This is a genomic window from Pantoea sp. X-Soil-MYKO-1785, assembly GCF_059730675.1.
This window is the reverse complement of sequence record NZ_AP036000.1, coordinates 3,988,066-4,013,338: the sequence shown is the minus strand read 5'-3', so window position 1 is coordinate 4,013,338 and position 25,273 is coordinate 3,988,066. Positions and strand designations below refer to the sequence as shown.

24 protein-coding genes and 1 riboswitch are annotated in these 25,273 nt (G+C 60.1%); of the genes, 13 read left to right on the top strand and 11 right to left on the bottom strand.

The annotated features are described in order from the left end of the window. Positions 1–20 precede the first annotated feature (20 nt). The 6 genes from AC6I8D_RS19055 to AC6I8D_RS19030 all read left to right on the top strand — a co-directional run bounded on the left by AC6I8D_RS19055 (position 21) and on the right by AC6I8D_RS19030 (position 6,293). Positions 21–1,565, top strand: a complete 1,545-nt coding sequence (locus tag AC6I8D_RS19055; RefSeq protein ID WP_312054154.1) for a glutathione ABC transporter substrate-binding protein — start codon at positions 21–23, stop codon at positions 1,563–1,565. An 84-nt stretch (positions 1,566–1,649) separates the two neighbouring features. Then, positions 1,650–2,570: an ABC transporter permease gene (locus AC6I8D_RS19050; RefSeq protein ID WP_312054156.1), complete on the top strand. Its 921-nt coding sequence runs from the start codon at positions 1,650–1,652 to the stop codon at positions 2,568–2,570. Positions 2,571–2,579: 9 nt separating this feature from the next. Beyond that, positions 2,580–3,461, top strand: a complete 882-nt coding sequence (locus AC6I8D_RS19045; protein ID WP_312054157.1) for an ABC transporter permease subunit — start codon at positions 2,580–2,582, stop codon at positions 3,459–3,461. Positions 3,462–3,463: 2 nt separating this feature from the next. Then, the gene (locus AC6I8D_RS19040) at positions 3,464–4,525 is read left to right on the top strand and encodes a DmpA family aminopeptidase (RefSeq protein WP_312054158.1); all 1,062 of its coding nucleotides are present in this window, start codon (positions 3,464–3,466) and stop codon (positions 4,523–4,525) included. Beyond that, positions 4,522–5,343, top strand: coding sequence for a M55 family metallopeptidase (locus tag AC6I8D_RS19035; RefSeq protein ID WP_312054159.1), 822 nt, complete (start codon positions 4,522–4,524; stop codon positions 5,341–5,343). The genes AC6I8D_RS19040 and AC6I8D_RS19035 overlap by 4 nt, the downstream gene beginning before the upstream one ends. Positions 5,344–5,456: 113 nt before the next feature. After that, positions 5,457–6,293: a fumarylacetoacetate hydrolase family protein gene (locus tag AC6I8D_RS19030; protein ID WP_312054160.1), complete on the top strand. Its 837-nt coding sequence runs from the start codon at positions 5,457–5,459 to the stop codon at positions 6,291–6,293. A gap of 21 nt (positions 6,294–6,314) precedes the next feature. Here the strand turns inward: AC6I8D_RS19030 and AC6I8D_RS19025 are convergent, their stop codons facing one another. Genes AC6I8D_RS19025 through AC6I8D_RS19000 form a run of 6 tightly spaced genes read right to left on the bottom strand, consistent with a single transcriptional unit; the run spans position 6,315 to position 12,913 of the window. Beyond that, positions 6,315–7,838 (bottom strand): serine hydrolase domain-containing protein, encoded by a 1,524-nt coding sequence (locus tag AC6I8D_RS19025; RefSeq protein ID WP_312054162.1) that lies wholly within the window; start codon positions 7,836–7,838, stop codon positions 6,315–6,317. Further along, positions 7,835–8,575, bottom strand: a complete 741-nt coding sequence (locus tag AC6I8D_RS19020) for an ABC transporter ATP-binding protein (RefSeq protein ID WP_312758764.1) — start codon at positions 8,573–8,575, stop codon at positions 7,835–7,837. The genes AC6I8D_RS19025 and AC6I8D_RS19020 overlap by 4 nt, the downstream gene beginning before the upstream one ends. Then, positions 8,572–9,411, bottom strand: a complete 840-nt coding sequence (locus AC6I8D_RS19015) for an ABC transporter ATP-binding protein (RefSeq protein WP_312054164.1) — start codon at positions 9,409–9,411, stop codon at positions 8,572–8,574. Before AC6I8D_RS19015 ends, AC6I8D_RS19020 begins: the two co-directional genes overlap by 4 nt. Next, the gene (locus AC6I8D_RS19010) at positions 9,412–10,311 is read right to left on the bottom strand and encodes an ABC transporter permease (protein WP_312054166.1); all 900 of its coding nucleotides are present in this window, start codon (positions 10,309–10,311) and stop codon (positions 9,412–9,414) included. It lies immediately after the preceding gene. Then, complete coding sequence (locus AC6I8D_RS19005) at positions 10,308–11,318, bottom strand: ABC transporter permease (protein WP_312054168.1); 1,011 nt, start codon at positions 11,316–11,318, stop codon at positions 10,308–10,310. The genes AC6I8D_RS19010 and AC6I8D_RS19005 overlap by 4 nt, the downstream gene beginning before the upstream one ends. After that, positions 11,318–12,913, bottom strand: a complete 1,596-nt coding sequence (locus tag AC6I8D_RS19000; protein ID WP_312054170.1) for an ABC transporter substrate-binding protein — start codon at positions 12,911–12,913, stop codon at positions 11,318–11,320. The genes AC6I8D_RS19005 and AC6I8D_RS19000 overlap by 1 nt, the downstream gene beginning before the upstream one ends. 191 nt (positions 12,914–13,104) lie before the next feature. Here AC6I8D_RS19000 and AC6I8D_RS18995 point away from each other — a divergent pair, with 191 nt between their 5' ends. From AC6I8D_RS18995 to AC6I8D_RS18980, 4 genes are all read left to right on the top strand, one after another. Beyond that, the gene (locus AC6I8D_RS18995; protein WP_409519777.1) at positions 13,105–14,166 is read left to right on the top strand and encodes a dipeptidase; all 1,062 of its coding nucleotides are present in this window, start codon (positions 13,105–13,107) and stop codon (positions 14,164–14,166) included. Between the two features lie 2 nt (positions 14,167–14,168). Continuing rightward, positions 14,169–15,083 carry a LysR family transcriptional regulator gene (locus AC6I8D_RS18990; protein WP_312054173.1) on the top strand — a complete coding sequence of 305 codons (915 nt, stop codon included), beginning with the start codon at positions 14,169–14,171 and terminating at the stop codon, positions 15,081–15,083. A 63-nt stretch (positions 15,084–15,146) separates the two neighbouring features. Then, on the top strand, positions 15,147–16,058 hold the full coding sequence (locus AC6I8D_RS18985) for an alpha/beta fold hydrolase (RefSeq protein WP_312054175.1): 912 nt from the start codon (positions 15,147–15,149) through the stop codon (positions 16,056–16,058). Beyond that, on the top strand, positions 16,051–17,442 hold the full coding sequence (locus AC6I8D_RS18980; protein ID WP_312054177.1) for a hypothetical protein: 1,392 nt from the start codon (positions 16,051–16,053) through the stop codon (positions 17,440–17,442). Before AC6I8D_RS18985 ends, AC6I8D_RS18980 begins: the two co-directional genes overlap by 8 nt. A gap of 21 nt (positions 17,443–17,463) precedes the next feature. Here AC6I8D_RS18980 and AC6I8D_RS18975 read toward each other — a convergent pair whose 3' ends face one another. Then, on the bottom strand, positions 17,464–18,816 hold the full coding sequence (locus tag AC6I8D_RS18975) for an MFS transporter (protein ID WP_312054179.1): 1,353 nt from the start codon (positions 18,814–18,816) through the stop codon (positions 17,464–17,466). 169 nt (positions 18,817–18,985) lie between these two features. Further along, positions 18,986–19,888, bottom strand: a complete 903-nt coding sequence (locus AC6I8D_RS18970; RefSeq protein WP_497820594.1) for a GntR family transcriptional regulator — start codon at positions 19,886–19,888, stop codon at positions 18,986–18,988. A gap of 138 nt (positions 19,889–20,026) precedes the next feature. Here AC6I8D_RS18970 and AC6I8D_RS18965 point away from each other — a divergent pair, with 138 nt between their 5' ends. Continuing rightward, positions 20,027–21,055 carry a zinc-binding alcohol dehydrogenase family protein gene (locus AC6I8D_RS18965; RefSeq protein ID WP_497820593.1) on the top strand — a complete coding sequence of 343 codons (1,029 nt, stop codon included), beginning with the start codon at positions 20,027–20,029 and terminating at the stop codon, positions 21,053–21,055. Here the strand turns inward: AC6I8D_RS18965 and AC6I8D_RS18960 are convergent. After that, positions 21,040–21,981 (bottom strand): nucleoside hydrolase, encoded by a 942-nt coding sequence (locus AC6I8D_RS18960; protein WP_497820592.1) that lies wholly within the window; start codon positions 21,979–21,981, stop codon positions 21,040–21,042. The two genes, AC6I8D_RS18965 and AC6I8D_RS18960, sit on opposite strands and share 16 nt — an antisense overlap. A gap of 127 nt (positions 21,982–22,108) precedes the next feature. After that, positions 22,109–22,184: riboswitch (Fluoride riboswitch) on the top strand. A 92-nt stretch (positions 22,185–22,276) separates the two neighbouring features. Between AC6I8D_RS18960 and crcB the strand changes: the two genes are divergently transcribed. Continuing rightward, entirely contained in the window at positions 22,277–22,654 is a 378-nt protein-coding gene (gene crcB / locus AC6I8D_RS18955) for a fluoride efflux transporter CrcB (protein ID WP_031377156.1), read from the top strand. 139 nt (positions 22,655–22,793) lie between these two features. Beyond that, positions 22,794–23,612: a sugar phosphate isomerase/epimerase family protein gene (locus tag AC6I8D_RS18950; protein ID WP_497820591.1), complete on the top strand. Its 819-nt coding sequence runs from the start codon at positions 22,794–22,796 to the stop codon at positions 23,610–23,612. Between the two features lie 16 nt (positions 23,613–23,628). Here the strand turns inward: AC6I8D_RS18950 and AC6I8D_RS18945 are convergent, their stop codons facing one another. Continuing rightward, a complete protein-coding gene (locus tag AC6I8D_RS18945) occupies positions 23,629–24,234 on the bottom strand; it encodes an alpha/beta hydrolase (protein WP_497820590.1) in 606 nt (201 codons plus the stop codon). A gap of 22 nt (positions 24,235–24,256) precedes the next feature. After that, entirely contained in the window at positions 24,257–25,198 is a 942-nt protein-coding gene (locus AC6I8D_RS18940; protein ID WP_031377158.1) for a glutathione S-transferase family protein, read from the bottom strand. Positions 25,199–25,273: the final 75 nt, after the last annotated feature.

Below are 25,273 nucleotides of genomic sequence, written 5' to 3'. Positions count from 1 at the left end.
CATCAATACCAGGAGACACCATGAAGCCATTATTACGTCGCACTACTCTTGCCACGGGATTGCTATTGTCTCTGGCCACCGTCGCCGCGCAGGCACAGGATTTGCGCATTTCAATGTATGCCGATATTACCGGTCTGGATCCGCACGATACCTCCGACAACATCAGCTACTCGGTGCAAAGCGGCATTTTCGAACGTCTGTTCCAGTTCGATGCCCGAATGACGCTAACCCCCTGGCTGGCGACCGGCTACACCAGTAATGAAGATGCTACCCGGTTCACCCTCACGCTGCGGCAGGGCGTGACGTTTCAGGATGGCACCCCCTTTAATGCGGAGGCGGTGAAAGCCAACCTCGATCGCCTGGCCGACCAGAGCAAAGGGCTGAAGCGTAATAGCCTGTATCGCATGATTAAAACCGTTACCGTGCTGGCACCCGATAAAGTGCAGATCGACCTTAACCAGTCATTTGGTGCGTTTATTAATACGCTGGCGCATCCATCAGCGGTGATGTGGAGCCCGGCGATCCTCAGCCAGTATCCGCAGGAGGCACAGCTGCGGCTGCATCCGGTCGGCACCGGTCCGTTCCGGTTTGTGGCGTGGCAGCCGGGCAAAACCGTCAGCATGGTGAAATATGACGGCTACTGGAAAACCGGCTGGCCGAAAGTCGACAAGGTAATTTTCTCGCCGAGTCCGGAAGATGCGACCCGGGTGGCGGCACTGAAGTCCGGCCAGGTTGATGCGATCTATCCGCTGCCGTCAGACCTGATTGGCACGGTGCAGAGCGACACGAAGCTGGCTATTCAGCGCGATCCCAGCATTTACCTCTACTACATGGCGATCAATACCCAACACAAAGCGCTGGCTGATGTGCGGGTTCGTCAGGCGATTAACTACGCCATCGACCGCTCGCTGTGGCTGAAAGTCGGTTTCGCCGGAATGGGCACGCCCGCCCGTTCAGCCATCCCCGAGGGTGTCCAGTTCTATCAGCCACAGAGCGAGCCCAACTATCGCTATGCGCCGGATGAAGCCAAAAAGTTGCTGCAGGCGGCGGGTTACGGTCAGGGACTGGACCTTAAACTGTGGTGTACCAATGCCACGGCCAGCGTCCGGGCTGCGCAGTTCCTGAAGGCGCAACTGGCGACGGTCGGTATCCGCGTCACGGTCACCCCGATGGATTCCGGTAGCCGCAACGCGAAGCTGTGGGGTGTGAAGGATCCAAAGCAGGCGGAGTTTGACCTCTATTACGGTGGCTGGTCGACCTCAACCGGCGATGCTGACTGGGCGTTGCGTCCGCTGTTCGCCACCGAATCCTGGGTGCCGACCTCCTATAACGTCTCCTATTACAGCAATCCGGCTGTGGATAAAGCGATCGCCGGCGGACTGGCTACCGCCGACCCGGCAAAACGCGCCGCTGCTTACGCTGAGGCGCAGACCCTGCTGTGGAAAGCGGCCCCCATCGCCTTCCTTGGTACGCCCGATAACTTAGTCGGCAAACGCAAAGGGCTGAACGGCGTGTCGATGCTGCCGGACGGTAACCTGCTGTTTAACCAGGCCGCGTTTGAATAAGTGAGTGTGCGGCCGCCCGCCGCTGATAGCGCCAGCGGGCAACCGTGCATAGCGGCTTTCACTGAGTCAACCGAAAGGATCGCCATGTTCGCCTATATCCTCCGACGACTGCTGGAAATGATCCCGGTTCTGCTGGTGGTTTCATTACTGGTTTTTGGCTTTATTAAACTGCTGCCAGGCGATCCGGCGCGCATCTATGCCGGGCCGGATGCGCCAATCGAGGCGGTGGAAGCTGCCCGTCAGCATCTCGGCCTTAACGATCCGCTGCCGCAGCAGTATCTGCACTGGATCGCGGGCCTGCTGCGCGGCGACCTGGGCGTCACCTATCGCACTCAACAGCCGGTAACCGAGGTGATCCGGCAGGGCTTTATGCCCACGCTGTGGCTGGCGCTGGCGGGTTTCAGCTGGTCGGTGCTGCTGGGCCTGATGCTCGGCGTTATCGCGGCGTTGCGGCGTGGCAAGTGGCTCGACTGGACGCTGATGAGTCTGGCGGTTGGCGGGATCTCAATGCCCGCATTCTGGCTCGGACTGCTGCTGATTCAGTTCGTCGCCATGCCGTTTGGCCTGTTCTCAGTCAGTGGCTTCAGTCAGCCATCCGATTTGATCCTGCCTGCGATTACGCTCGGCTCGTCGGTCGCCGCGGTGATGGCGCGTTTCACCCGCTCGGCGTTTCTTGAAGTCGCCCAGGAGGACTACGTACGCACCGCCCGGGCGAAAGGTTTACGTCAGCGGCTGGTCACCTGGAAACACGTGATGCGTAATGCGTTGATCCCGGTGATCACCATGCTTGGCCTGCAGTTTGGTTTTCTGCTGGGGGGATCGATCGTGGTCGAAAGCGTCTTCAACTGGCCCGGACTGGGCTGGTTGTTGATCGAGTCGATCAAGTCGCAGGATCAGCCCGTGATCCAGGCGCTGGTGATGCTGTTCGTGTTCGAATTTATCGCCATCAATCTGCTGGTTGATCTGCTTTACGCGGTGGTCAATCCCGCGATTCGTCTGAAATAGGAGACGCTGATGAGCGAAACTCTCTCTGTTGCGGTGCCGGAAGCGATTCGGTCGCCGTGGCGCGATTTTCTGCATGCGTTGGTGCGTAACCCGCTGGCGCTGGTCTCTGGCGGATTTGTGCTGCTGTTGCTGCTGGTGGCGCTATTCGCGTCCTGGCTGGCACCCTGGGATCCGATGGCACCGGACTGGATGGCCCTGTCAGCGCCGCCTTCCGCCGCGCACTGGATGGGCACCGACGACCTGGGGCGCGACGTGATGAGCCGGATTATCTACGGCGCGCGCATCTCGCTCTACGTCGGCGTGGTCTCTGTCACGCTCGGCATGCTGGTGGGGATCGTGCTGGGCCTGCTGGCTGGCTACTACGGCCGCTGGGTAGATATGCTGATCATGCGCGGCTCGGATGTGCTGTTCGCTTTTCCGGGCATGCTGCTGGCAATTGCAGTGGTGGCGATTCTTGGGCCTGGTCTGAACAATGTGATCATTGCCGTCGCGGTATTCAGCGTGCCGGTGTTTGCGCGCATCGTACGGGCCTCCACCCTGTCGCTAAAGCAGGCGGCCTACGTTGAAGCAGTGCGCTGCGCCGGTGCGCCGGATCGGGTGATTCTGCTGCGCCATATTTTGCCGGGTACGCTGCCTAACGTTATTGTCTATTTCACCCTGCGTATCGGCACCAGCATTCTCACCGCCGCCGGGTTAAGTTTTATCGGCCTCGGACCGGAGCCGGATGTGCCGGAATGGGGCAACATTCTTGCCATGAGTCGCAGCATGATGATGGCGGGTGCCTGGCACGTCAGTGTCTTTCCCGGGCTGGCGATCTTTATCACCGTACTGGCGTTTAACCTGCTGGGCGATGCCCTGCGAGACACGCTGGACCCGAAACTGAAGAGCTGAGGATGAATTTTCAACAGATGCAGCGTGATGTGCTGCTACAACGCTGGCGCAGCGAGCGTCAGCTTGGCCTGCCGCGCAGCACGCCAGGTGAACACAATCGGATCAGCGATGTGCCAGGCGTGCGCGTCGGCCATTTTACGCTGGATCAGGGTGAGCAACAGAGTGGGGTGACGGCGATCATGCCGCCGGGCGATAACCTGTTTAGTCAGCCGCTACCCTGTGGCGCGGCGGTATTTAACGGCTTTGCCAAGCCGGTAGGACTGGTGCAGCTGGAGGAGTTAGGGCTGCTGCAAACGCCGATTCTGCTCAGTAACACGCTGGCCGTTGGCACGCTGTTCACCACTCTGGTACGGGATGCTATCCGGCGCAATCCCGAGCTGGGCCGCAGTTTACCCACGGTGAATCCGCTGGCGCTGGAGTGCAACGATGGCTGGCTCAACGACATTCAGGCGCTGGCGATCACTGAAACGATGGCGCAGCAGGCGATGGCGAGTGCCAGCGTGGAGTTTGCCCGTGGCAGCGTCGGGGCCGGTCGCGGCATGAGCTGTTTCAGTCTGAAAGGCGGGATTGGCACAGCTTCACGTTGCATTGAACCGCTTAACGCTTCGCTCGGGGTACTGGTGCTGGCTAACTTCGGCGCGCTGACGGCATTAACCCTGGACGGCGTTCGCCTCGGCGAGATGATTGCGCCACTGTTGCCCGAACTGGCACCTCAGCGGGATGCCGGCTCGATCATTATCATCATGGCGACGGATGCGGCGCTGGATGCGCGTCAGCTGAAACGGCTGGCGCGTCGGGCCGGGGCCGGTTTAGGCCGTCTCGGCAGCTACTGGGGTCACGGCTCCGGAGATATTGCCGTCGCCTTTTCCACTCAGCCGTCACCCCAGCCACCTGACGATGCGAGGCTGGAGCCGCTGCTGGCCGCCGCGGCGGATGCCACCGAGCAGGCGGTGCTGGATGCCTTACTTTGCGCCACTGCAGTGACCGGCTTTCGCGGTCATCATCGTCCGGCGCTGTCTGAGGTGCTGGATCAGCTGGTTTCACACGGAGAAGCGATGCGATGAGAATTTTTATTTCTGCCGATATTGAAGGAATTGCCGGGGTGATGCGCCCGGAACAGTGTGCGCCGGGCCATGCCGAACATCAGCTGGCACGCGGCCTGATGGAGCAGGAGGTGAATGCCGCCATCGACGGGGCCTTTGCCGCCGGAGCAACCGAGGTGGTGGTGGCCGACAGCCATGCGCAGATGACCAACCTGCGGGCAGAGCAGATCGACAGCCGCGCCCGGCTGGTACAGGGTAAACCGCGCGGCCTGTCGATGGTGGAGGGGCTGCAACAGCAACGCTTCGACGGCATGATGTTTATTGGCTTTCACAGCGCCGCCGGCGAAGCTGGCGTGCTGGCACACACCATCAACGGGCGGGCATTCTGGCGTATTGAGGTCAACGGTCGGGTGATGGGAGAGAGCGATCTCTATGCCACCGTCGCCGCAGAGTACGGTACCCCGCTGTGGCTGGTAAGCGGCGACGATTGTCTGCAACGCTGGATCGGCGAGCACTATCCTGCGGTGGATTATGTGGCGGTAAAACGGGCGATTTCCCACACCTGCGCTGAATCACTCAGTCCGCAGGCGGCGCAGCAGGCAATCCGCACGGCGGCTGAACAGGCGGTGCGTCGCGCTGACCGCCAGCCAGTCTCGTTACTGACCGCGCCGTATCAGCTGCGGCTGCAGGCCAGTAAACCGGTGCTGGCCGATTTGTTCAGCCTGATCCCCGGCGTGACGCGGCTCGATGCGGTCACGGTCGGTTATCAGGCTGACGCGATGGCAACGCTGATCGGGTTACTGAGTGCATTTTCTTACCTCGCCAGCACCCAGAATTAAACACCGGAGATCCGATGAGCAGAACTCTGTACGATTTTCTGCGCGACATTTGTTACCCTGCGCGGCTCTTTGCTCAGTAAAATCTGAAAATACGCGATTACAACGAGGCAGCAATGCAGCTTTGCAGTTTTTATCTTCCTGACCAGGACAAAAAAAGTTTCGGCCTCGTGCTGGAGGAGGGCGTGGTCGATCTGGGTCTGCGGTTCGGTTCCGCCTGCCCGGATCTCAAAACCTTTCTGACCCGTTCATCGCTGGCCGATCTCAGCGCTTTTCACGCCGTGCCGGTCGATTATCCGTTTAGCGCCATCCGCTTTCTGCCGGTAATTGAGAACCCGGGCAAGGTGTTTTGCGTCGGGATGAACTACGCCGATAAACGAAAAGAGTTTGCCGAGACGCTCGATGCGCCGACGCTGTTTGTGCGTTTCGCCGACTCGCTCACCGGGCATCAGCAGCCGCTGCAAAAGCCTGCTACTACTCAGGAGTTCGACTTTGAAGGTGAGCTGGCGGTGATCATCGGCAAAGCAGCCCATCAGGTCAGCGCCACCAACGCGCTGGAGGCGGTGGCGGGCTATAGCTGCTTTATGGATGCAACGGTGCGCGACATGCAGTTTACCTGGTTTACCGCCGGCAAAAACTGGCCGCAGACCGGCGGCTTTGGCCCGTGGATGACCACTGCGGATGTCATCCCCGATCCGCAGCAGCTGGCGATCAAAACCTGGCTAAACGGGCGGGAAGTGCAGAATGATACCACCGGCAGTATGGTGCACCCGGTAGCAAAAATTATTGAATATATTTCGGCCTTCAGTCCGCTGTCGCCCGGCGATGTGATTATTACCGGATCGCCGGGTGGCGTCGGTAAAAAACGCACCCCGCCGCTGTTTATGTTCTCCGGCGATGTGGTGGAAGTCGAAATTGAGAAGATCGGCCGCCTGCGCAATACCATTGCCTGATCGCGACAGTGGCCGCCCGCTTCATTCGGGTGAGCGCTGAAAAGTGACCACCCGGCTCCGGCTCAGCTGGAGCCGGATGCGGTCCTCGTGACGTTGAATCACAAAGCGTTTTTGCCACGGGCCATCTTTGCCGCTGGCCAGTACCCGATCCTGCCCCAGCGACCGCAGCGTGGCGGTCTGTGCTGCCGGGCCGATTCCCATCGTCAGACGATCGCCGGTCACCTGCAGTTCTGCCTGCTGTGCTGGCGCATACCAGCGACCCTGTAGCGCCGCTATGTCAGCATCATCTGGCTGCACCGGCAGAAAGCGCCGGGCGACATGACCGATCTCGCCGACAACCGCCGTGCCCTGCTGGCGCAATCGCAGCGGAAAGGTACTGGAGAGTGAAATGGCATCGCCGTGCACCTCATCACGCCGCAGCGTGTCGCTCGCGCCGAGCCAGGTCGCGGTGTCGCCAGCGATCTCCAGCCAGTCCGCCTGGGGTGCCTCAGCGACATACAGCCCTGGCCGCAGATCGTGACCCTGTTGCGGTAAAGAGCGATTGAGCAGGGCCGCCATCACCCGCAGGGCATTTTCTGAGGTCACCGTATCTTCCCGATTGGAAACCAGTGCCACCCCGAGCCGCAACTCCGGATGCAGCAGAAAATAACTTTTATAGCCGGCGTGTGAGCCGCCATGACCAAACACCGTCTGACTTCCAAGCGTGCTGCTGGTCAGCCCAAGGCCATAGCCGCTGGTGCGCCCATCGGTCAGCAGGCGCGGGGCGCTAAGACGTTGCAGTACGCCCGCGCCCGGTCCGCTGTCGGCCAGCAGAGATTGCAGCCAGCGCGTCAGGTGACGCAGGCTGCCCGCCACGCTGCCGGAGGCGGAGAGATGCAGTCCGGCACTGGCCAGCAGCCAGCGCTGACCATCATGCCAGTACCCCGGCACCAGCCCCGGCACCACGTCAAACCAGCTGTCAGCGGCGGTCAGCTCAATGCCCAGCGGATCGCAGATATACTGTTGCAGCAGCGCATCAAAACTGACGCTTTTGGCATTCAGCGCCGCCTCCACCAGCCGGTAACCGGTATTGGTGTAAGAGATCTCACTGCCTGGCGGATAGTTCAGCGCGCCCTCACTGGCGATATAACGCAGCAGCACGTCAGGTTGGGTGGCGTTATAGAGTGACAATCCCAGCAGCGACAGACTTTCGCGGGTATCGGGCAGGCCGCTGCTCATATCCAGCGCCTGACCGACGGTAACCTGGCCGTTTGCGCCCTGTAGCTGCGGCAGATGATCGACCAGTTTATCCTCAAGCGATAGGTAATGGCGGCCGGGGCCGGTCACCAGCGCACTAAACAGATGCTTGGTGATCGAGGCGACGCGCACCACGCTATCGAGGCTGAACGGGGTTTGCTGGGCCAGATCCGCCAGTCCGGCGCAGTGGGCGCTGTGTATCTGCCCGGCATCAAACAGCACGATTGCGCCGCCGGGCGCACCAGGCTGCTGCCAGCGCTGGGTAATCTGTTGGGCGACGTCTGCTGCGCGTTGCCAGTGGGCTGTCATGCCGGCTCCTCAAGCGTCATGCTGAGATCAAAAAGTTGGGCAGTGTGCGGATGCTGAATACGCCCGGCACGCAGGTCGTCTGTGCTTAACTGCTCGACCATTTTACCGTGCTGCATTACGCCAATCCGCTGACACAGGTGCGCCACCACCGCCAGATTATGTGTCACCATAATGTAGGTTAATTTACGTTCAGTACGCAAATCACTGAGCAAGTTGAGGATTTCCGCCTGCACCGACACATCCAGCGCGGAGGTCGGTTCATCCAGTAACAGCACTTCCGGCTCGGCGATCAGCGCCCTGGCGATAGCGACGCGCTGGCGCTGGCCGCCAGACAGCTGATGCGGATAACGAAAGCGCAGTGCGGCGGGCAATCCCACTTCATTCAGCGCCTGACTGATACGCTGCTCGGCGCGATCGATACGGTGAACCAGCAGCGGCTCGTGCAGGATGCGGTCAAGGGTCTGACGGGGATGCAACGATCCGTAAGGGTCCTGAAACACCATCTGCACCTGACGATAAAAATTGCGGCCACGACGCGCATCCAGCGCCAGACCGCCAAAGGTCATGCGGCCGCGCCAGGCGTGGTTCAGTCCGGCCAGCGCGCGCAGAATGGTCGATTTACCCGAACCGCTTTCGCCCACCAGACCAAAGCTTTCGCCGTTAGCCACCGTAAAACTCACGCCTTTCACCACCTCCTGCCCGGCAAAGGCGACGCGCAAATCATCAATGTCTATCATGTCGCCTCCTCACCGCGCCAGGCCGCATCGCGTTGTAATACTGGTAAACGCGCCCGTGGATGGCGCAGGGAAGGCAGGCAGGCCAGCAGTCCCTGGGTGTAGGGATGGCGCGCCTGATGCAGTTCGCCGGCATTCAGCAGCTCGACAATCCGACCGGCATACATCACCGCCACCCGGTCGCAGAAGTGCGACACCAGCGGTAAATCATGGCTGATCAGAATCAGCCCCATACCGCGGGCGGACACCAGTTCATCGATCAGTTTGAGGATCTCCGCCTGCACCGTAGCGTCTAGCGCGCTGGTGGGTTCATCGGCAATCAGTAGTTCGGGATCGGGGGCCAGCATCATCGCAATCATCACCCGCTGACCCATCCCGCCTGAAACTTCATGCGGATAGCGTTTCGCGACGGCTGCCGCATCATGAATCTTCACCTGTTCAAGCAGGCCGATGGCCGCCAGCATCGCAGCTCGACGGTTACCGCCTTTATGCTCCCGCCAGGCTTCAGCGATTTGCTGACCAATGGTCATCACCGGATTAAGCGAATATTTGGGGTCCTGCAGAATAAACCCGACGCGCTTACCGCGCAGGGTGCGCATCACTTTTTCACTGGCACCGCGCAGGTCGATGCCGTCAAAGCGCAGCACATCGGCGCTCACCTCCGCCTGGCCCGGCAGCAGTTGCATCAGGCTGCGGGCCGTGAGCGACTTACCCGAGCCACTTTCACCGACGATGGCAAACTTCTCTTTGCCGACGCTGAAGCTGACGCCGCGCACCGCCTCCACGGTTTCGCTGCGACTGCGGAAGGCCACGCGCAGGTTTTCAATTTCAACCAGCATTTAGCGCTCCTTTGGATCGAGGACGTCGCGCAGACCGTCGCCCAGAAAATTAAACGCCAGCGAAGTCAGAAAGATAGCGATGCAGGGCATCAGCGGCACCCACCATTCACTGAACAAAAAGCGGCGCGCGGTGGCGATCATCGTGCCCCATTCCGGCGAAGGCGGCTGGGCACCCATCCCGAGAAAGCCCAGGCTGGCGGCGGTGATAATAATGGAACTCATATCCAGCGTGACGCGCACAATCAGGCTGGGCACGCACAGCGGCATAATGTGACGCAGAATAATGCGCAGCGGTGACGCGCCGGTAATCCGGCTGGCGGCAATGAAGTCGCTGTGACGAAACTGCAGGGTTTCGGCGCGGGCCAGCCGGGCATAGGGCGGCCAGGAAGTCAGGGCGATGGCCAGAATCGCACTTTCGACGCCCGGCTTCAGCGCGGCGACAAACGCCAGCGCCAGAATCAGACGCGGAAACGCCAGGAAGATATCGGTGATGCGCATCAGCGCTTTGTCGATCACGCCGCCGCAGTAGCCGGCAACGCAGCCAATCAGCAGGCCGAGTGGGGCCGTCAGCAACACCACGGCAATCACCATACCGAGCGTGGTGCGCCCGCCATAGATAATGCGGGTCCAGACATCGCGTCCCAGTTCATCCGTACCCAGCCAGTGCTCCGCTGACGGAGCGGCAAGGCGGTTTTCCAGATGTTGCGCACCCGGCTCACCGCCGCTCAGCAGCGGCGCGAACAGCGCCAGCATCAGCATCAGCAGAATCACCACCAGACCGGCGACGGCCAGCGGATTACTGCGCAGGTTAAGCCACAGGCGATAGCGACGGCCCCACACCGCCTGACGGCGATTCGCGGGGCTGTCATCAAGCAGCCAGCTACGGGAGAAAAAAGTCATTTTACGCGAGGATCCCAAAGTCGATAGAGCAGGTCAGCCAGCTGATTCAGCAGCACGTACACCGCCCCCACCAGTAGCGTTGCGCCGACCACCGGGTTCATGTCGGCATTCATTAGTGAGGTGGTGAGATACTGGCCAAGGCCGGGCCAGGAGAAGACATTTTCAGTGACTACCGCGCCCTCCAGCAGCCCGGCGTAAGTCAGCGCCAGTACCGTCACCAGCTGCACTGCCACCGTCGGAAAGGCGTGCCGCCAGATCACGCGTCGCGAAGATAATCCCTTGGCGCGAGCGGTAATGACGAATTCACCGCTTAATGCATTGAGCATGAAGGTGCGGGTCATGCGGGTGATGTACGCCATGCTGAAATAAGCGAGGATCAGTACCGGCTGCGCCATATGCGCCAGCGCGTCCCAAAAGGCGTCATATTCTCCCGCCAGCAGCGAATCGATGGTAAGAAAACCGGTCACCTGCGGCACCATATCCTGCCAGATAATATCCTGCCGCCCCGGTCCCGGCGCGATGCCCAGCACCGCGTAAAACAGCAGCAGGCTAAGCAGCGCCAGCACGAACACCGGTAAGGAGTGACCGGCAAGGCAGATCACGCGAATAGTCTGGTCAATCCATGAATGCTGGCGCACCGCAGCCCACACGCCGAGCGGAATGCCAGTCAGCGCCGCGAGAATAATGGCCGCGGTTGCCAGCTCCATGGTGGCCGGAAAAAAGCGCGCAATGTCACTGAGTACCGGATTCGAGGTCAGCACCGAACGCCCCAAATCGCCGTGCAGCAGCTGATTGAGGTAGTGCCCAAACTGGACGTAGAGCGGCTGATCCAACCCCATCTCCGCCCGCACCCGTTCCACCACTGCCTGGGGGGCGTTATCACCGACCGCAGCCAGCACCGGATCGGTGGGCATGACTCTGCCAATGAAAAAGGTCAGCACCGCCAGACCAGATAGCGTCAGCATCAGGCTGCCCAGCGTATTGAGGCCCTGTTTTAACGCCGGCATCAGGCTTTTTTCACCTGCTGATAAGGCCACTGCTCCAGCACGCTAAGATGCACCTCCGAGACGTTTTTGGTGCTGGCCACGGTTTGTACCTGCTGCATCATAAAAATGAACGGGCTCTTTTCACGACCGAGCTGCTGAATTTGCTGATAGAGCGCGATGCGTTTCGCGGCGTCGCTTTCATGCAATGCCTGATGCGTCAGTTGGTTGAACCGATCGTCAGACCAGCCGCAGCGCCACGCCAGCGTACGGTTACGTGCGTTAGTGCTGTTATCGGTGTTGACGCAGAACGCTTCGGTGTTGGAGTTGGGGTCGAAGTAATCCGCGCCCCAGGAGGTGATCGCCAGCTGATGCTGACGGGCGCGCATTTTGGTCAGCACCTGACGATTTTCAGAGGCGATCAGCGACACCTTAATGCCAATTGCCGCCAGCTGGGTTTGAACCGCCTGGGCAATATCCGGATAAGGCTGCATCGAATAGTGGTCGAGCGTGATTTCAAACCCATCCGGATAACCCGCTTCCGCCAGCAACGCTTTGGCTTTGCCGACATCTTTATGAAACGGTGTGTCGTCGAGTGCAGCAGGAAACCCTAGCGGCAAAAAGCTCTGATGCACGGTGTAGGTCAGCGCCAGAATATTTTTCTGGATGCTGTCATAGTCCAGCGCCCACTTGATTGCCTGCCAGACCTGCGGCTTTGCCAGTTCGGGATGCGTAGTGTTGCAGGAGATCAGCATAATCGCCGACAGCGGCTGCCTGACCAGTGCGACGCTGGCATCCTGAGTCAGCGGTTTGAGCTGTTCGGTGGTGAGATCGTAAGCCACATCGACATCGCCTTTTTTGAGCATCAGCGCCTGGGCAGCCGGGTCGGCAATATGTTTCAGGATCACCCGTTTGATGGTGCTCGGGCTGGCAAAGTGGGGATTGCGTTCGAGAATTACGCTTTCGCTGGCTTTCCAGCCGCGCAGTGTAAAGGCACCAGACCCGGCGCTATGCTGCTTCAGCCAGCCATTACCGAGGTCATTTTGCTGCTGATTCGCCAGACAGGCTTGCTTCGACACAATGCTGCCGACGGTGGCGGAGAGGCAGTAGAGCAGAAAGGTTTCAGAGGCGGGCGCCTCAAGGGTCATTTCCAGCGTATGCGCATCTTTTGCCGTCACCCGCTGATCGACGTTTTCTTTTGTAAAGCCGAACTGATTGATAATAAACGCCGGACTCTTATCCAGTTTGACGATGCGTTGCAGGGAAAAAGCCGCATCCTCCGCCGTCACGGCCGATCCATCGGCAAAGGTCGCTGCGGGATCGAGGAAAAAGGTAAAGACGCGGCTGTCGCTGCTGACCTGCCAGCTTTTCGCCAGCTGGCCAATCACTTTATCAGCCTGTACCGGGTCAGCCATCACCAGACGTTGATAGAGATTGCCGCAGATCTGCCCGCCGGTCGCTTCGAAGCTTTCATGTGGGTCGAGGCTGGTCATATTGTCCAGCTGCATTGCCATCACCAGCATGCTGGCGGGGGCGGCGGCGAAGGCCGAATTCTGGCTCAGCCAGCAAACCACGGGAACGGCACTGCATCCTGCGAGAAAACGTCTTCTGGTGACCATGCTATCTCCAAGCAATTGATTATAAATGTAAAGTTAAGCTGTAACGTCGCGTTATTGTCTTGACATCCCACCCTGAGCAGAGGATTAATAGAAATCTCATGCGGTTTCAGCGCGGCTGGAACTGCCTCTTTATGGTGCGATCGCCCTGCGGGCTGGCATCGTTTGCGTCATTTCTGTCATTAACGGAATCGATGAATATGTCTGATAGACATGCTGCTGCAATCCCGGTATTCGATGGTCATAACGATGTGTTAAGCCGGCTGTGGCAGCACCATCTGGCGGACCCGGTTAACGCCTTTTTGCAGGGAACCGCCACCGGCCAGCTCGATTTTCCGCGTATCCGACAGGGAAAAATGGCGGGCGGTATTTTTGCTGTCTGGGTGCCTTCACATCCGGTTATTGCAAGAAGTGAGCCAGATCCCACTCATTTTCCTCAGGAAATTATTAACGCTGCTCGCGAAGCCACCTTTTCGATGCTGGCCCTGCTGCTACGCATTGAGGCCGCCTCCGACGGTCAGGTAAAAATCTGCCGATCGGTGCGCGAGATTCGTCATTGCATGGCCCACAACGTGCTGGCAGTGGTAATGCATATTGAAGGGGCCGAAGCACTGGACACCGGGGGCGAGCTGCTGGATATCCTCTACGCCAGCGGTCTGCGCTCGCTGGGGCCGCTGTGGAGCCGGAACAATCAGTTCGGCTACGGCGTCCCGTTCCGCTATCCCTCCTCTCCGGACCTTGGCGACGGCCTGACGGCAGCCGGTAAACAGCTGGTGCGCGACTGCAATCGCCGCCGCATTCTGGTTGACCTGTCGCACATGGATGAGCAGGGTTTCTGGCAGACCGCCAGCATTAGTGATGCGCCGCTGGTGGCCAGCCACTCCAACGCACATGCCCTGAGCGCGCAGTCGCGTAACCTCACCGATCGTCAACTGGCGGCGATTGCGGAAACCGGCGGTTTTGTCGGTGTGAACTTTGCCGTCCCTTTCCTGCGAGAAGATGGCGATCGTGATGCGCCCACCGGCGTTGACCAGATCGTGCGACAGGTGGAATACCTGCTGGAAAAAGTCGGTGAGGATGGCGTGGGGTTTGGCTCCGATCTCGACGGCGCCACCATGCCGGGCGATTTAGCAGATGTGGCGGGTTTTCCCCATCTGGTCAGCGCACTGGCGCAGCGTGGCTATTCAGAGACGTTGCTGAACAAAATCTGTTACGGCAACTGGTTACGCGTACTCGACGCTACCTGGGGCGGCTGACAATGCGGCTGCGCCACATCGAAGTGTTTCAGGCAATTGTCCAGACCGGCTCCATCAGTGGTGCGGCGCGGCTGCTTAACGTGTCGCAGCCCAACGTCAGTCGGGTACTGAATCACGCCGAGCAGCAACTCGGGTTCGCGCTGTTTGAGCGGCGCGCGCAGGGAATGGTGATCACTGAAGAAGGGCGGCGCCTGTTGCCGGAGGTGGATGAGCTTTATCAACGCCTGCAGGCGATCACCCAGCTGGCTGAACAGTTGCGGCGCGGTGAAGGACAGCGGGTGAGGGTCGGTGCCGCCCATGCGTTTGGGCAGAGCGTGCTGGCACCGGCGCTGGTCGCGTTTCGCCAGCAGGCTGCGCGGGTCAATGTCGAACTGGTCACCGAACACTTCAGCACGCTGTGCAGTGCGATTCTCGATAACCAGCTTGATTTTGCGCTGGTATTTGGTCAGCAGGTCGATGCCGATCTGCTGGCTGAGCCGCTGTTTCAGTCGTCAATGGTGGCGCTGCTGCCGCGCGATACCGCGCTGCGCGGGCCGGTGACGCTGGAGTGGCTGTGCGGTAATAATCTGCTGATGATGCAGCAGCAGGACCCGCTGGGTCGGGTTCTGCACCGGGCACTGCGCGATCGGCAGCTGCATTCGGCACACTCCCTGTCGATCAAAACCTATTCGGTGATTGCCGATATGGTGCTGGCGGGCGGTGGCGTCGGGGTGGTCGATCTGTTTACCGCCTGCCGTTATGCCGATCAATTAACGCTGTTGCCGGTGGCCCAGCCGCTGCCGTTTGAAGTAATGCTGATCAGCCGTCGTGACCAGCCACAGTCGCAATCTACCCTGCATCTGAAGCAGGTCATCCGCAGCCAGCTGTGGGCGATTGCGCGTCAGTGTGAAGCGCAATTTGTCACACCGTTAATCTGATAACCCGCCTGCTGCGAAATCCCGTCCTACACTGAGTTATCCCCCCCGAAACAGGAGCAGCGGATGATCCAGAAGCATCGACGAAAACAGGCGGCCATCGTGGCAGGCGTTGGGTTAGGTGTGGCGGCCACACTGTGGGGCATGAAACGCTGGCAGCAGCTGAAACAGACGCCGCCGGTGTCGCCACGCAGTCACCATGCCGGGCTGGCCGGTTATTATCAGCAGGTTGGCGACTGGCGGATGTTTACCCGCGTCACACCGAATGAAAATCAGGGGCTGCCGGTGGTGCTGGTGCACGGTCTGGTGATGTCCGGCCGGGCGATGGAACCGCTGGCGCTGGCATTAAGCCGTGATTATCACGTGCTGGTGCCCGACCTGCCGGGTTTCGGGGCCAGTGCGCTGCCAGCGTCGGCGCCGGTAATGTCGGTGGATCAACTGGCCGACGCGCTGTGGCTGTGGCTGCAGCACAACGGTTTCCAGCGCGCCATCTGGGTGGGCAACTCGTTTGGCTGCCAGATTCTGGCGGCGCTGGCGGTGAAATATCCGCAGGCGGTGGCGGGACTGGTGCTGCAGGGGCCGACGGTCGATCGTCACGCCCGCAGCCTGCCGCGTCAGATCTGGCGCGACTGGCGTAACGGCCGACTGGAAGCACGTCGTCCGCCGGGACCGCTGGCGCGCATTGATTACGCCAAAGCCGGTCTGCGGCGTGCCTTCGGCACCATGCGTGCCATGATGCGTGACCATATTGAGCATCGCCTGACGTACATTAGCGCGCCGACCCTGCTGCTGCGCGGCTCGCGTGACCCGGTCTGTCCGGCGCGCTGGCTGGATGAACTCGCCGCCCTGATGCCGCACAGCGAAACCCTCACGCTGCGCGACGGGACGCACACCCTGCATTATGTCTATCCGTGGAGTTTCTGTAGCGCCATCCGCCCGTTCCTGGCGCGTATCCAGCAGGAGGATCAGCATGAGTAAACCACCGAAAGGGATTGCCCGCTTCGACTCTGCCGCGGCGATGCTGCTGGCGCTGGCCAATGCGCTGCACGATCGGCCCTTCGCCAGCCCCAGTCAGTCACCGACGCTGGATCGTCTGCTGCCGTCGCTTAACCGCTTGCCGACCGGACTGCGCGAGTGGGGCTACGCGCTGGGCGGCATGGCGGAAGGCATCACGCTACGTCAGGCCGGTGAGCTGGATGTAGAAGGGATCGCCGAATGGATGGTGAGTGAATACCCGCAGCAGGACTATCCGGCGGCCTTTATCGGCTCCTCGAACGGCGCGCTGATACATCTGGCGGCGGCGATGGGCGTGCCCTGGCTGCCCCAGACGTTTCTCTGCCCGGTGCGAGCCGCCAATAACGATCCGGATGATGCGCAGGCAAGCTTTGAGCAGGGCAAGGAGATTGCCGCCGCGCTGCTGGCGGCCTGGCCACGGCTGGCGGTGCATCACATGCAGGACCCGAATCAGGATCGGCTGATGCTCGATCAGATGCGTTACTTCCGGCTGAAACTGCGCGCGCTGCCGCTGGCGTTCAACGAATTCCTGATGGGCAGCCTGCCGGCCGGATCAACGCTGTTTATCAACCACTGCACCCGGCAGTGGCCGGTGACCCGCACCAGCGATCGCTCGTTCTTTCAGTTTGGCGCGCTCGGCGGCGCAACTGAAAAAGAGTACTTACAGGGGGGGCCGCGGGTGGCGGAATACCTGGCGCGCTACGGCATTGACCGCGAACGCTGGACGCCGCCTGCCATTACCGATCACGTGCCGGAAGCGGAATGGGGACTGGATGGTTATCTGATCTCGCCGCTGAAAAAACTGGCGCAGGCGCAGGGCCTGACGCTGATGGAGATTCGTTATGAAGATCCGGAAGCGCTGAGTTATGTGGTGGCGGAGATCTACCGCGACTGGTATCTGGCCGCCGGCATTTTACCGACCCGCCTGACGGTGGACAGTTTTCTGCTGATGGACCCGTGGTGCAGCATGCAGCAGCACGCCATTCCGTTCTGGCTGGTGTTCTGCACCGAGCCTTCCGCTGCGACACTGCAGCGTTTCCTTGAGAAACAGCCGCCGTTTCGCAACATCGACATGATGCTGTTTTCGCACGGCACCGACAGCATCGGGCTGGCGGAGATTGCGCGCTGGCAGGCGCTGCTGGGGTATGCCCGGGAGGAGGGGGCATTGATTGGCGTGGATGAGGAGCGCTTCCCGCGCGATTTCGCCACTTTCGCCCGCTTTGACTCAGCGTTACGGGAACGCGCGCCGCTGTTACCGCCGCCGCCGCCGCTGAGCGTGGAGAAGGTGATCACCGGCATCCAGCGTTATGGCGCGAAACACGGAGTGACCCTGACGGCGCTGACCTAACGCCTGCGCCGTCAGGCGGGATTACTCGCCGTCGGTGATCGGTTTGCGCACCAGCAGCAGGTAGGCCAGTGCGCCAACCAGCGTCACGCAGGCACAAATCATCAACGCCATGCTGAACGATTTGGTGGTGTCGAGCACCCAGCCGGTGATCACTGGTGCGAAGGAGGCGAAGATAAAGCTGGCGAAGTTCTGAATACTGCCGACCGACGCGGTCATGCGGGCCGTCACATTGGCGTGAATCAGGCCCCAGCATGAGGTGCCAGCGAAGTGAATGCAGAACAGCGCCATGCCAATCAGGGTAACGGCACTGGTGGTGTCGGTGGCGCGGGTCACTACGGCGGTAAAGCCGGCGGACAGCAGCATACCGCTGACGATGCAGACCTTGCGGGTTTTCACCGCGTTAAAGCCACGGCGCACCAGTGAATCGACCACATAGCCATTCAGCAACATCCCCGCCGCACCAAACAGGAACGGAATCGCCGCCAGCAGGCCGGTGCTTTTCAGATCCAGATGATAGGTCGACTGCAGATAACCCGGCAGCCAGGCGATATAGAGCCATGCGGTGTAGTTGATGCCGCTGAAGCCAATCATCATGCCCCACATGGTGCGCTGCTTAAACAGGCCGCGCCACTCTTTGAAGCTGATCGGTTCTTTACGCGAGGCAACGCTGCCCGCCTGCAGATAGTGGATCTCTTCCGCGCTCAGGGTGCTGTTGTTGCGGTCGCGATAGATCATGTACCAGCCGATAGCGAGAAACATCCCGAGGATACCGATGGTGACAAACATACCGCGCCAGCCCATCACCAGCATCATCGCTGCCAGAACCGGCGGTGCCACCGACAGGCCAATCATTGAGGCGGCATTAAACATCCCCATCGGCATGCCGCGATCTTTGATATTGAACCAGTCGTTGATCACTTTAACGCCGCACGGGTTCATCGGTGCTTCACCAATGCCGAGGCCGATACGCACCAGGATGAACTGGGTGAAGTTATGCACCAGACCCGATGCCGCCTGAAACAGCGACCAGATAAACATGCCGATGCCGAGCATAATGCGCGGCCCTTTACGGTCCAGCAGCGCACCGCACGGCAGCTGCGCCAGGCCGTAGGCCAGCGAGAAGGCGGAGAGCAGGAAGCCGATTTCAGTGGCGCTCAGGCCCATCTCCTCGCGGATGGTCATGTTAGCCACCGACAGCGAACTGCGGTCGAGGTAGTTGATAATGGCGGCGAACAGCAGCAACAGCATGGCTGTCACCTGAATTTTGCGGATACGCGGTGAGCGGACGATATCGCCGCGCATTGGAACGTAATCCTGGCCTGGTGCCGCTCCGCCGGACACGTTGTCGTGGCCGGTCACTGATGTCTTTTCCATTGCACACTCCCGAAGCTGGGTCGTTATCGTTATGGTGAAGAGGGGGTTCGCGCAGCGGCAAGTGGCCGCCATGACGTTGCAGTCGAGACTAAGAGCAAAGGAGAAGAGATGTTGCAAAGATGTTTCTGAATCGTGCGGGAGCTAATGCTTTGTGGTTTTTAATCGGTTTTTAATTGTACTGACTAATCGAGCGCACCATCGAGGTTTTGGCGGTCGCCAGATGGTTATGTAATGCACAAAGCGCATCGACATCCTGTCGGCCAATCAGCGCGGTCAGAATCGCCATATGCTCCTCCAGTGCCACAATATTTCGCTGCTTCAGATCGCTCTCATCCCACTGATAATGTGAGTGAAATATCACTGAGATAATCTCCAGCGACTGGTTGAAAAACGGATTATTGGCGGCGGATAAAATCAGTGAATGCATCTGCCGATCCAGGGCGGCAAAGTGGCGGTAGTTGCTGGCGATGGTGTCACGCATCGATCGGTGACGATCCAGCAGATCCCGCGCCTGGATCCAACGCTCATCGCTGGCCGGCAGATTTAAAAAACGGCTCAGCGCGTGGGTTTCCAGCATCTCCCGCAGCTCAAACAGCTTCTCCGCGTAGTCCTGGCTGAATTTCTTCATCCGCCACTGGCCGCGTTTGACCGTCTCCAGCAGATCGTACCGCATAAAGCGCAGCAGAAACTCCCGCACCACCACCGGACTGACTTTGACCTGCTGAGCCAGTTGCAGCTCGCTGAAGGTGTCGCCAGGCACCAGCTGGCGCTGATTAATCATGTTAAAAAACACCTGTTCGAAGTGGCTGGCCTGCTGCTCAATCGGCGGCGTTAGCGCACTGAACCCGTCTTCTTCACTCGGATCGCGCACGATTACCCAGGTTTGATCGACCTTTTCCAGCACGCCGCGCTGATGCAGATAGTGCAGGGTGTGACGCACCGTGGTGCGGCTGATATTGAACATCTCAGCCAGCGCCGCCTGCGGCGGCAGCGGCGACTGAATATGGCGCTGGGCGATACTTTCCAGCATCTGGTTAATCACGTTGTGACGTAAATTCTGGCTGCGGCTCATCCGGTCCTCCGGTTTTTTACGCATTAAAAACCATTCAAAGCCCAAAAAAATCGTTGTGCTTCACACTTCCCGCTACCGAATCCCGCGCCGCAGGCAGGATTCGCCATAACTGCGTGCAGGACAACCCGGAGAATCACCATGACAACAATGAAAGCACTGGTCATCGCCGAGCCACGTAAGATGGTATGGGCCACGCGCGAACAACCAACACCCGGCGCCGGTGAAGCGCTAATCAAAATCCTCACCGCCGGTATCTGTGGCACCGATATTCACGCCTGGTCCGGCAACCAGCCGTTCTTCAGCTATCCGCGGGTGCTGGGCCATGAACTCTGTGCTGAAGTGGTGGCGCTGGGCAGCGGTGCGAGCGGGGTTGAACCGGGCCAGCGCGTCGCGTTAATGCCTTACATCTCCTGCCTGCGCTGCGACGCCTGTCAGAGCGGCAAGACCAACTGCTGCGAGCAGATTTCGGTGATTGGCGTCCATCAGGATGGTGGTTTTTGTGACTACCTGAGCGTACCGGCCAGCACGCTGCTGGCGGTTGATGACGTCGCGCCGGAAGCCGCCGCGCTGATTGAGCCGTTCGCCATCAGCGCCCATGCGGTAAGACGTGCCACGATCGTGGCCGGTGAGCAGGTGTTGGTGGTCGGTGCGGGTCCGATTGGCCTCGGTGTGGCGGCGATTGCGGCCGCCAGTGGCGCGGAGGTGGTAGTGGCCGATACCAGCGCGTTCCGTCGCCAGCACGTGGCTGACCAGCTCGGTCTGGCGGCGCTTAATCCGGCGGACGAGGATTTTTACACTGCGCTACGCCAGCAGTTTGGCGGGCGTCTGGCGCTCAAGGTGATCGACGCCACCGGCAGCCCGGCGGCGATGAACAACGCGGTGAACCTGATGCGTCATGGTGGCACCATCGTTTATGTCGGGCTGCATAAAGGCGATCTGACGATTCCGGACAGCGAATTCCACAAAAAAGAGACCACCCTGATGGGCAGCCGCAACGCCACCCGCGAAGATTTTGATCGGGTACGTGAGTTAATGGCCAGCGGCGCATTGCGGGCTGAAATGATGCTTAATCACCATCTCGACTTTTCAACCCTGGCGGAGACCTTTGAGCCGCAGGTGATCAACAACCGCGAACTGATCAAAGGCGTGATTCACTTCGATCGCTGATCGCTTTGCAGCAGCGTCAGGGTCTGAAAGAAGTGTGACCGTACCGCCCCGGCGTCCACCGCCAGCGCGATGCGCTGAGACGGCAAGCCAGCAAACGGATCGTGACGCGAGGCCAGCGCGCTCAGCTTACGCACCGTCTGGCCGCAGGCGATGCCCTCGGTGATCACCCGCAGCGGGCTTTCCGTTAAGGTGAAGGCCTCCGGCAGGCTGAGCCACGCCAGCGCCAGCGTGTCGTGCAGCGCCATGCCGGCAAAGCCCTCTTTCGCCAGGCTATAAGCAAGATAGGGCCGGCAGATGGCGCTCAGAACCGGCTGGTTAAGCCGCTGAACGTCATCGCCGGTGATCAGCACCTGGTGGGTGACATCCAGCGGTATCACCACCACCTTCAGCGCCGACGTCAGCACCTGATCGGCGGCGTGCGGATCTTTCCAGATGTTGAATTCACTGAACGGCGTCACGTTGCCGCTATGGCCGCCGGTACCGAATGCGCCGCCCATGATCACCAGCTCTTTAACCAGCGGAATAATGTCCGGTGCCTGATTAATGGCGCTGGCGATGTTGGTCAGCGGGCCAATCGCCACCAGAGTGATCTGCTGCGGATGGGCCCGCACGCTGTCGATAATGAACTGCACCGCACTGGGCGCTGCGTCGCTGAACGGGTTATCAAACGCATCGCCCAGCCCATCTTCGCCGTGCAGCGTGGCGGGCGCACTCATACGCTGCGCCAGCGGCCGGGAACAGCCGCGATAAACGTCCGCCTCAATCGCCATTTTCTGGCAGAACAGCCGGGCATTTTTCACCGCCTGGCCCACCGCCACGTTGCCAAAAACGGTGGTGATGCCCAGCAGCCGCTGGGTGCGTGCCGCGTAGGCCAGCGCAAACGCATCGTCGACGCCAATGTCAGTATCAATAATCAGGGTACGCATAGACTCTCCGGGTCGCTGCCTTCAACGCTCAGTATTACCCTGACCGCCGCGCCGTCGTCAAGGTTTTCAGCGGCAACCGCTGCGGTGGCCACTCAGTTGCCAGCCGGAGAGTCGCATCGTATTATCCTTCGCTTAAGGTGATGGCGTGCCACCTTCCCCAACCGCCGGCGGGCTTTACCCCGGCTGATGACGCCTGACACTCGGTGTATCCTTTCGCGGGAGCTGAGGTGTCAGGCGCGGTTTATCTCTGCCTCTCCCCTCAGCCCGGCGTGAAATCTGCAATCAGGAGCAAGACATGTTGAAACCGTTGTTCGCCGTCATGATTGGCGGCTCTGCTGGCTGTGTGCTGCGGTGGCTGTTCGCGGTACGTTTCAATGCTTTATTTCCCAACCTGCCGCCCGGCACGCTGCTGGTTAATCTGATCGGCGGGTTGATCATTGGCGCGGCGATGGCCTGGTTTGTCCGCCATCCGGAAATTGACCCGGCGTGGAAGCTACTGATCATCACCGGCCTGTGCGGCGGGCTGACCACCTTCTCCTCGTTTACGGCAGAATTAATGGTATTGCTACAATCAGGTAAGTACCTCTGGGCGATGGCCAGTGCGCTGGTGCATGTCATCGGCTCGCTGCTGATGGCGTTTGCCGGTTTCGCACTGATGACGCTGCTGGCCTGACGGACCGTGAATCGCGGCTTGCCATAACGCTTAAGAGGTAGATACTGTTTTAGCTGCGATGTTGCCCAGGCCGCAAGGTGTGCGGCGTTGCAGCTGATTATTCTTCACCGATTATTCCGGACGATTAAGGAGCAGAGAGATGAGTCGTAATCCAACATTCCTTAACCTGGTGTTGTTAAACGGTGAGCCCGAAGAGAAGCTACAGGCGGCGCATAATGCCGGTTTTGACCAGGTCGAAATCTGGCGTGAGGACGTGGAGGCCTGCGACGGCGGTGCCGCGGCGCTGGCCCGGATTGCCGCTCAGCAGGGACCCGGCTTTACCAATCTGCAGGTGCTGCGTGATTTCACCGGCGCGCCCAGCGCGCTGCGTGGGCAGAAGCGCGAAGAGCTGCGTCAGTTTATCCACATTGCCCAGGCGCTGGGGTGTGACACCATTCAGGCTCCGGCCAGTACCCGTGAGGATTGCCGCGCCGATCAGATTGATGATGACCTGCGCTGGATGGCGTCGGAAGCCGCGCGCTACAACATGCGCATCATGTATGAGCCGATGGCGTGGTGCAGCGTGGATAACACCCTGCCGCTGGCGTGGCAGCGATTGCAGCGTCTCGATCAGCCCAACATCGGGCTGGTGGTCGATCTGTTCCATATCTGTGCGCTGGGCGGCGACGCTTCACAGCTGGATGGCATTCCTGCCGAGCGGATTTACGAGGTGCAACTGTGTGATATGGCTGCCGTTCCGCCGCAGGATAAGCAGAGTCTGATCGACATCGCGCGTCATCAGCGCCTGCTGCCCGGTGACGGCATTATCGACATCGGACGCTTTGTGGATAAGCTGAAAAGTGCCGGTTATCAGGGTCCGGTTGGCATTGAAGTGTTTAATGATACGCTGAAACGCCTGCCGCCTGAGGTGGCTGCCCGGCAGGCGTGGCAGGCGTTAACCCGCTACTGGTCGTCGTGATTAACCCGAGAGAGACTTAGTCCTGCAGGCATTGCCCGATAAACGCGGCGGCATGCAGAGCGCCCTGTGCTGAAATGGTGTGGCCGGTCGCTGGCTCAAACAGGGTTTCAACCGGCACTGCCGCCTGTTTCAGCCGCGCAGCCGCGGATTCGCTCTCCTGCCACGGGATCACCTCATCGGCATGGCCGTGGATCAGCATGGCCGGCAGATGAGGCTGCGGCGTCAGCTCGCCGTCAAACGCCAGACGCCCTGAAAATGCCACCACGCCCGCCAGCGGATAACGGCCGGTTGCCAGCGCATCCAGCGCCATAATCGACCCCTGCGAAAAGCCCACCAGCACCACCTCGTGCCAGCGTTCGGCGAAGCCGTGCTGGCTGATAATATTGCTGAGAGTGGCGTCAAACGCTGCCCGCGCCGCCCGTACCCGCGCCGGACGGTTCTCTGGCGTAACGCCGGCCAGGCTGAACCACTGATAGCCAAAACCGCCATCAAACGCTGCAGGCGCATCCGGCGATGCAAACACCACATCCGGTAATAAGGCCGCCCAGTGACGCCCAATCGGTGCCAGATCGTCGCCGTTACTGCCGACGCCATGCAGAAATATCACCAGTGCTTTTGCCATTGCTGTTCCTTAAAAAGGGGCTTTATAAACCGTACTCGCTTAGATCCGGGCCTGCCGGAACAATTCCGTTCGGGTTCAGCGCCGAAATCGAGTAATAACCCTGTTTGATGTGTTCAATGTTGACGGTCTCACGGATGCCGGAGACTGACAGCATGCTTTTCAGATAGCGATTGAGCAACGGGTAATCGCGCACCCGGCGCAGGTTGCATTTGAACAGGCCATGGTAGGCCACGTCAAAGCGAATCAGGGTGACGAACAGCCGGATATCGCTTTCAGTCAAACGTTCACCGAGCAGGAAGGTGCGGCCATCACTGAGCATCAACTCCAGTTCGTCAAGCTGGCTGAACACCTCGCTGAACGCCTGCTGGTAGCTGTTCGCGGTGGTGGCGAAGCCGGCGCGGTACACGCCATTGTTAAGCCGGGGATAGAGACTGGCATTGAGCGCATCAATCTCTGCACGCAGCGCGGCGGGATAGAGATCGAGGCGGTTGTCCGCCAGATCGCCGAAGCCGCTGTTAAACATCCGCACGATGTCAGCCGACTCGTTATTAACGATGGTGGCGGTTTTCTTGTCCCACAGCACCGGAACGGTGGCCCGGCCGGTAAAATCGGGCGCGGCGCGGGTGTAAATCTGATGCAGATAGTGCGCCCCGTCCAGCAGATCGCGGTCAGCAGCGGTCGCCTCACCGAAACGCCAGCCCTGCGCGCCGAGCTGCGGCTCGACCACCGTCACGCTAATCAGCGATTCCAGTCCTTTGAGTTTACGGGCGATCAGCGCGCGCGAGGCCCACGGACAGATCAGCGCCACATAGAGATGATAGCGGTCCGGTTCCGCAGCAAATTCCGTTGAACCATCGTGGCTGATCCAGTGCCGGAAACCGGCATCCTGACGGACAAAGCCGCCTTGTTTATCGGTAGCCTGCACCGGATGCCAGTCACCACTCCATTTCCCCGCTACTAACATGATGCCACTCCTCTGTTGATCTGAGCAGTAGCTTAACTGATGACAGAATGAGTGATAATCCAGCCAAAAAGACAA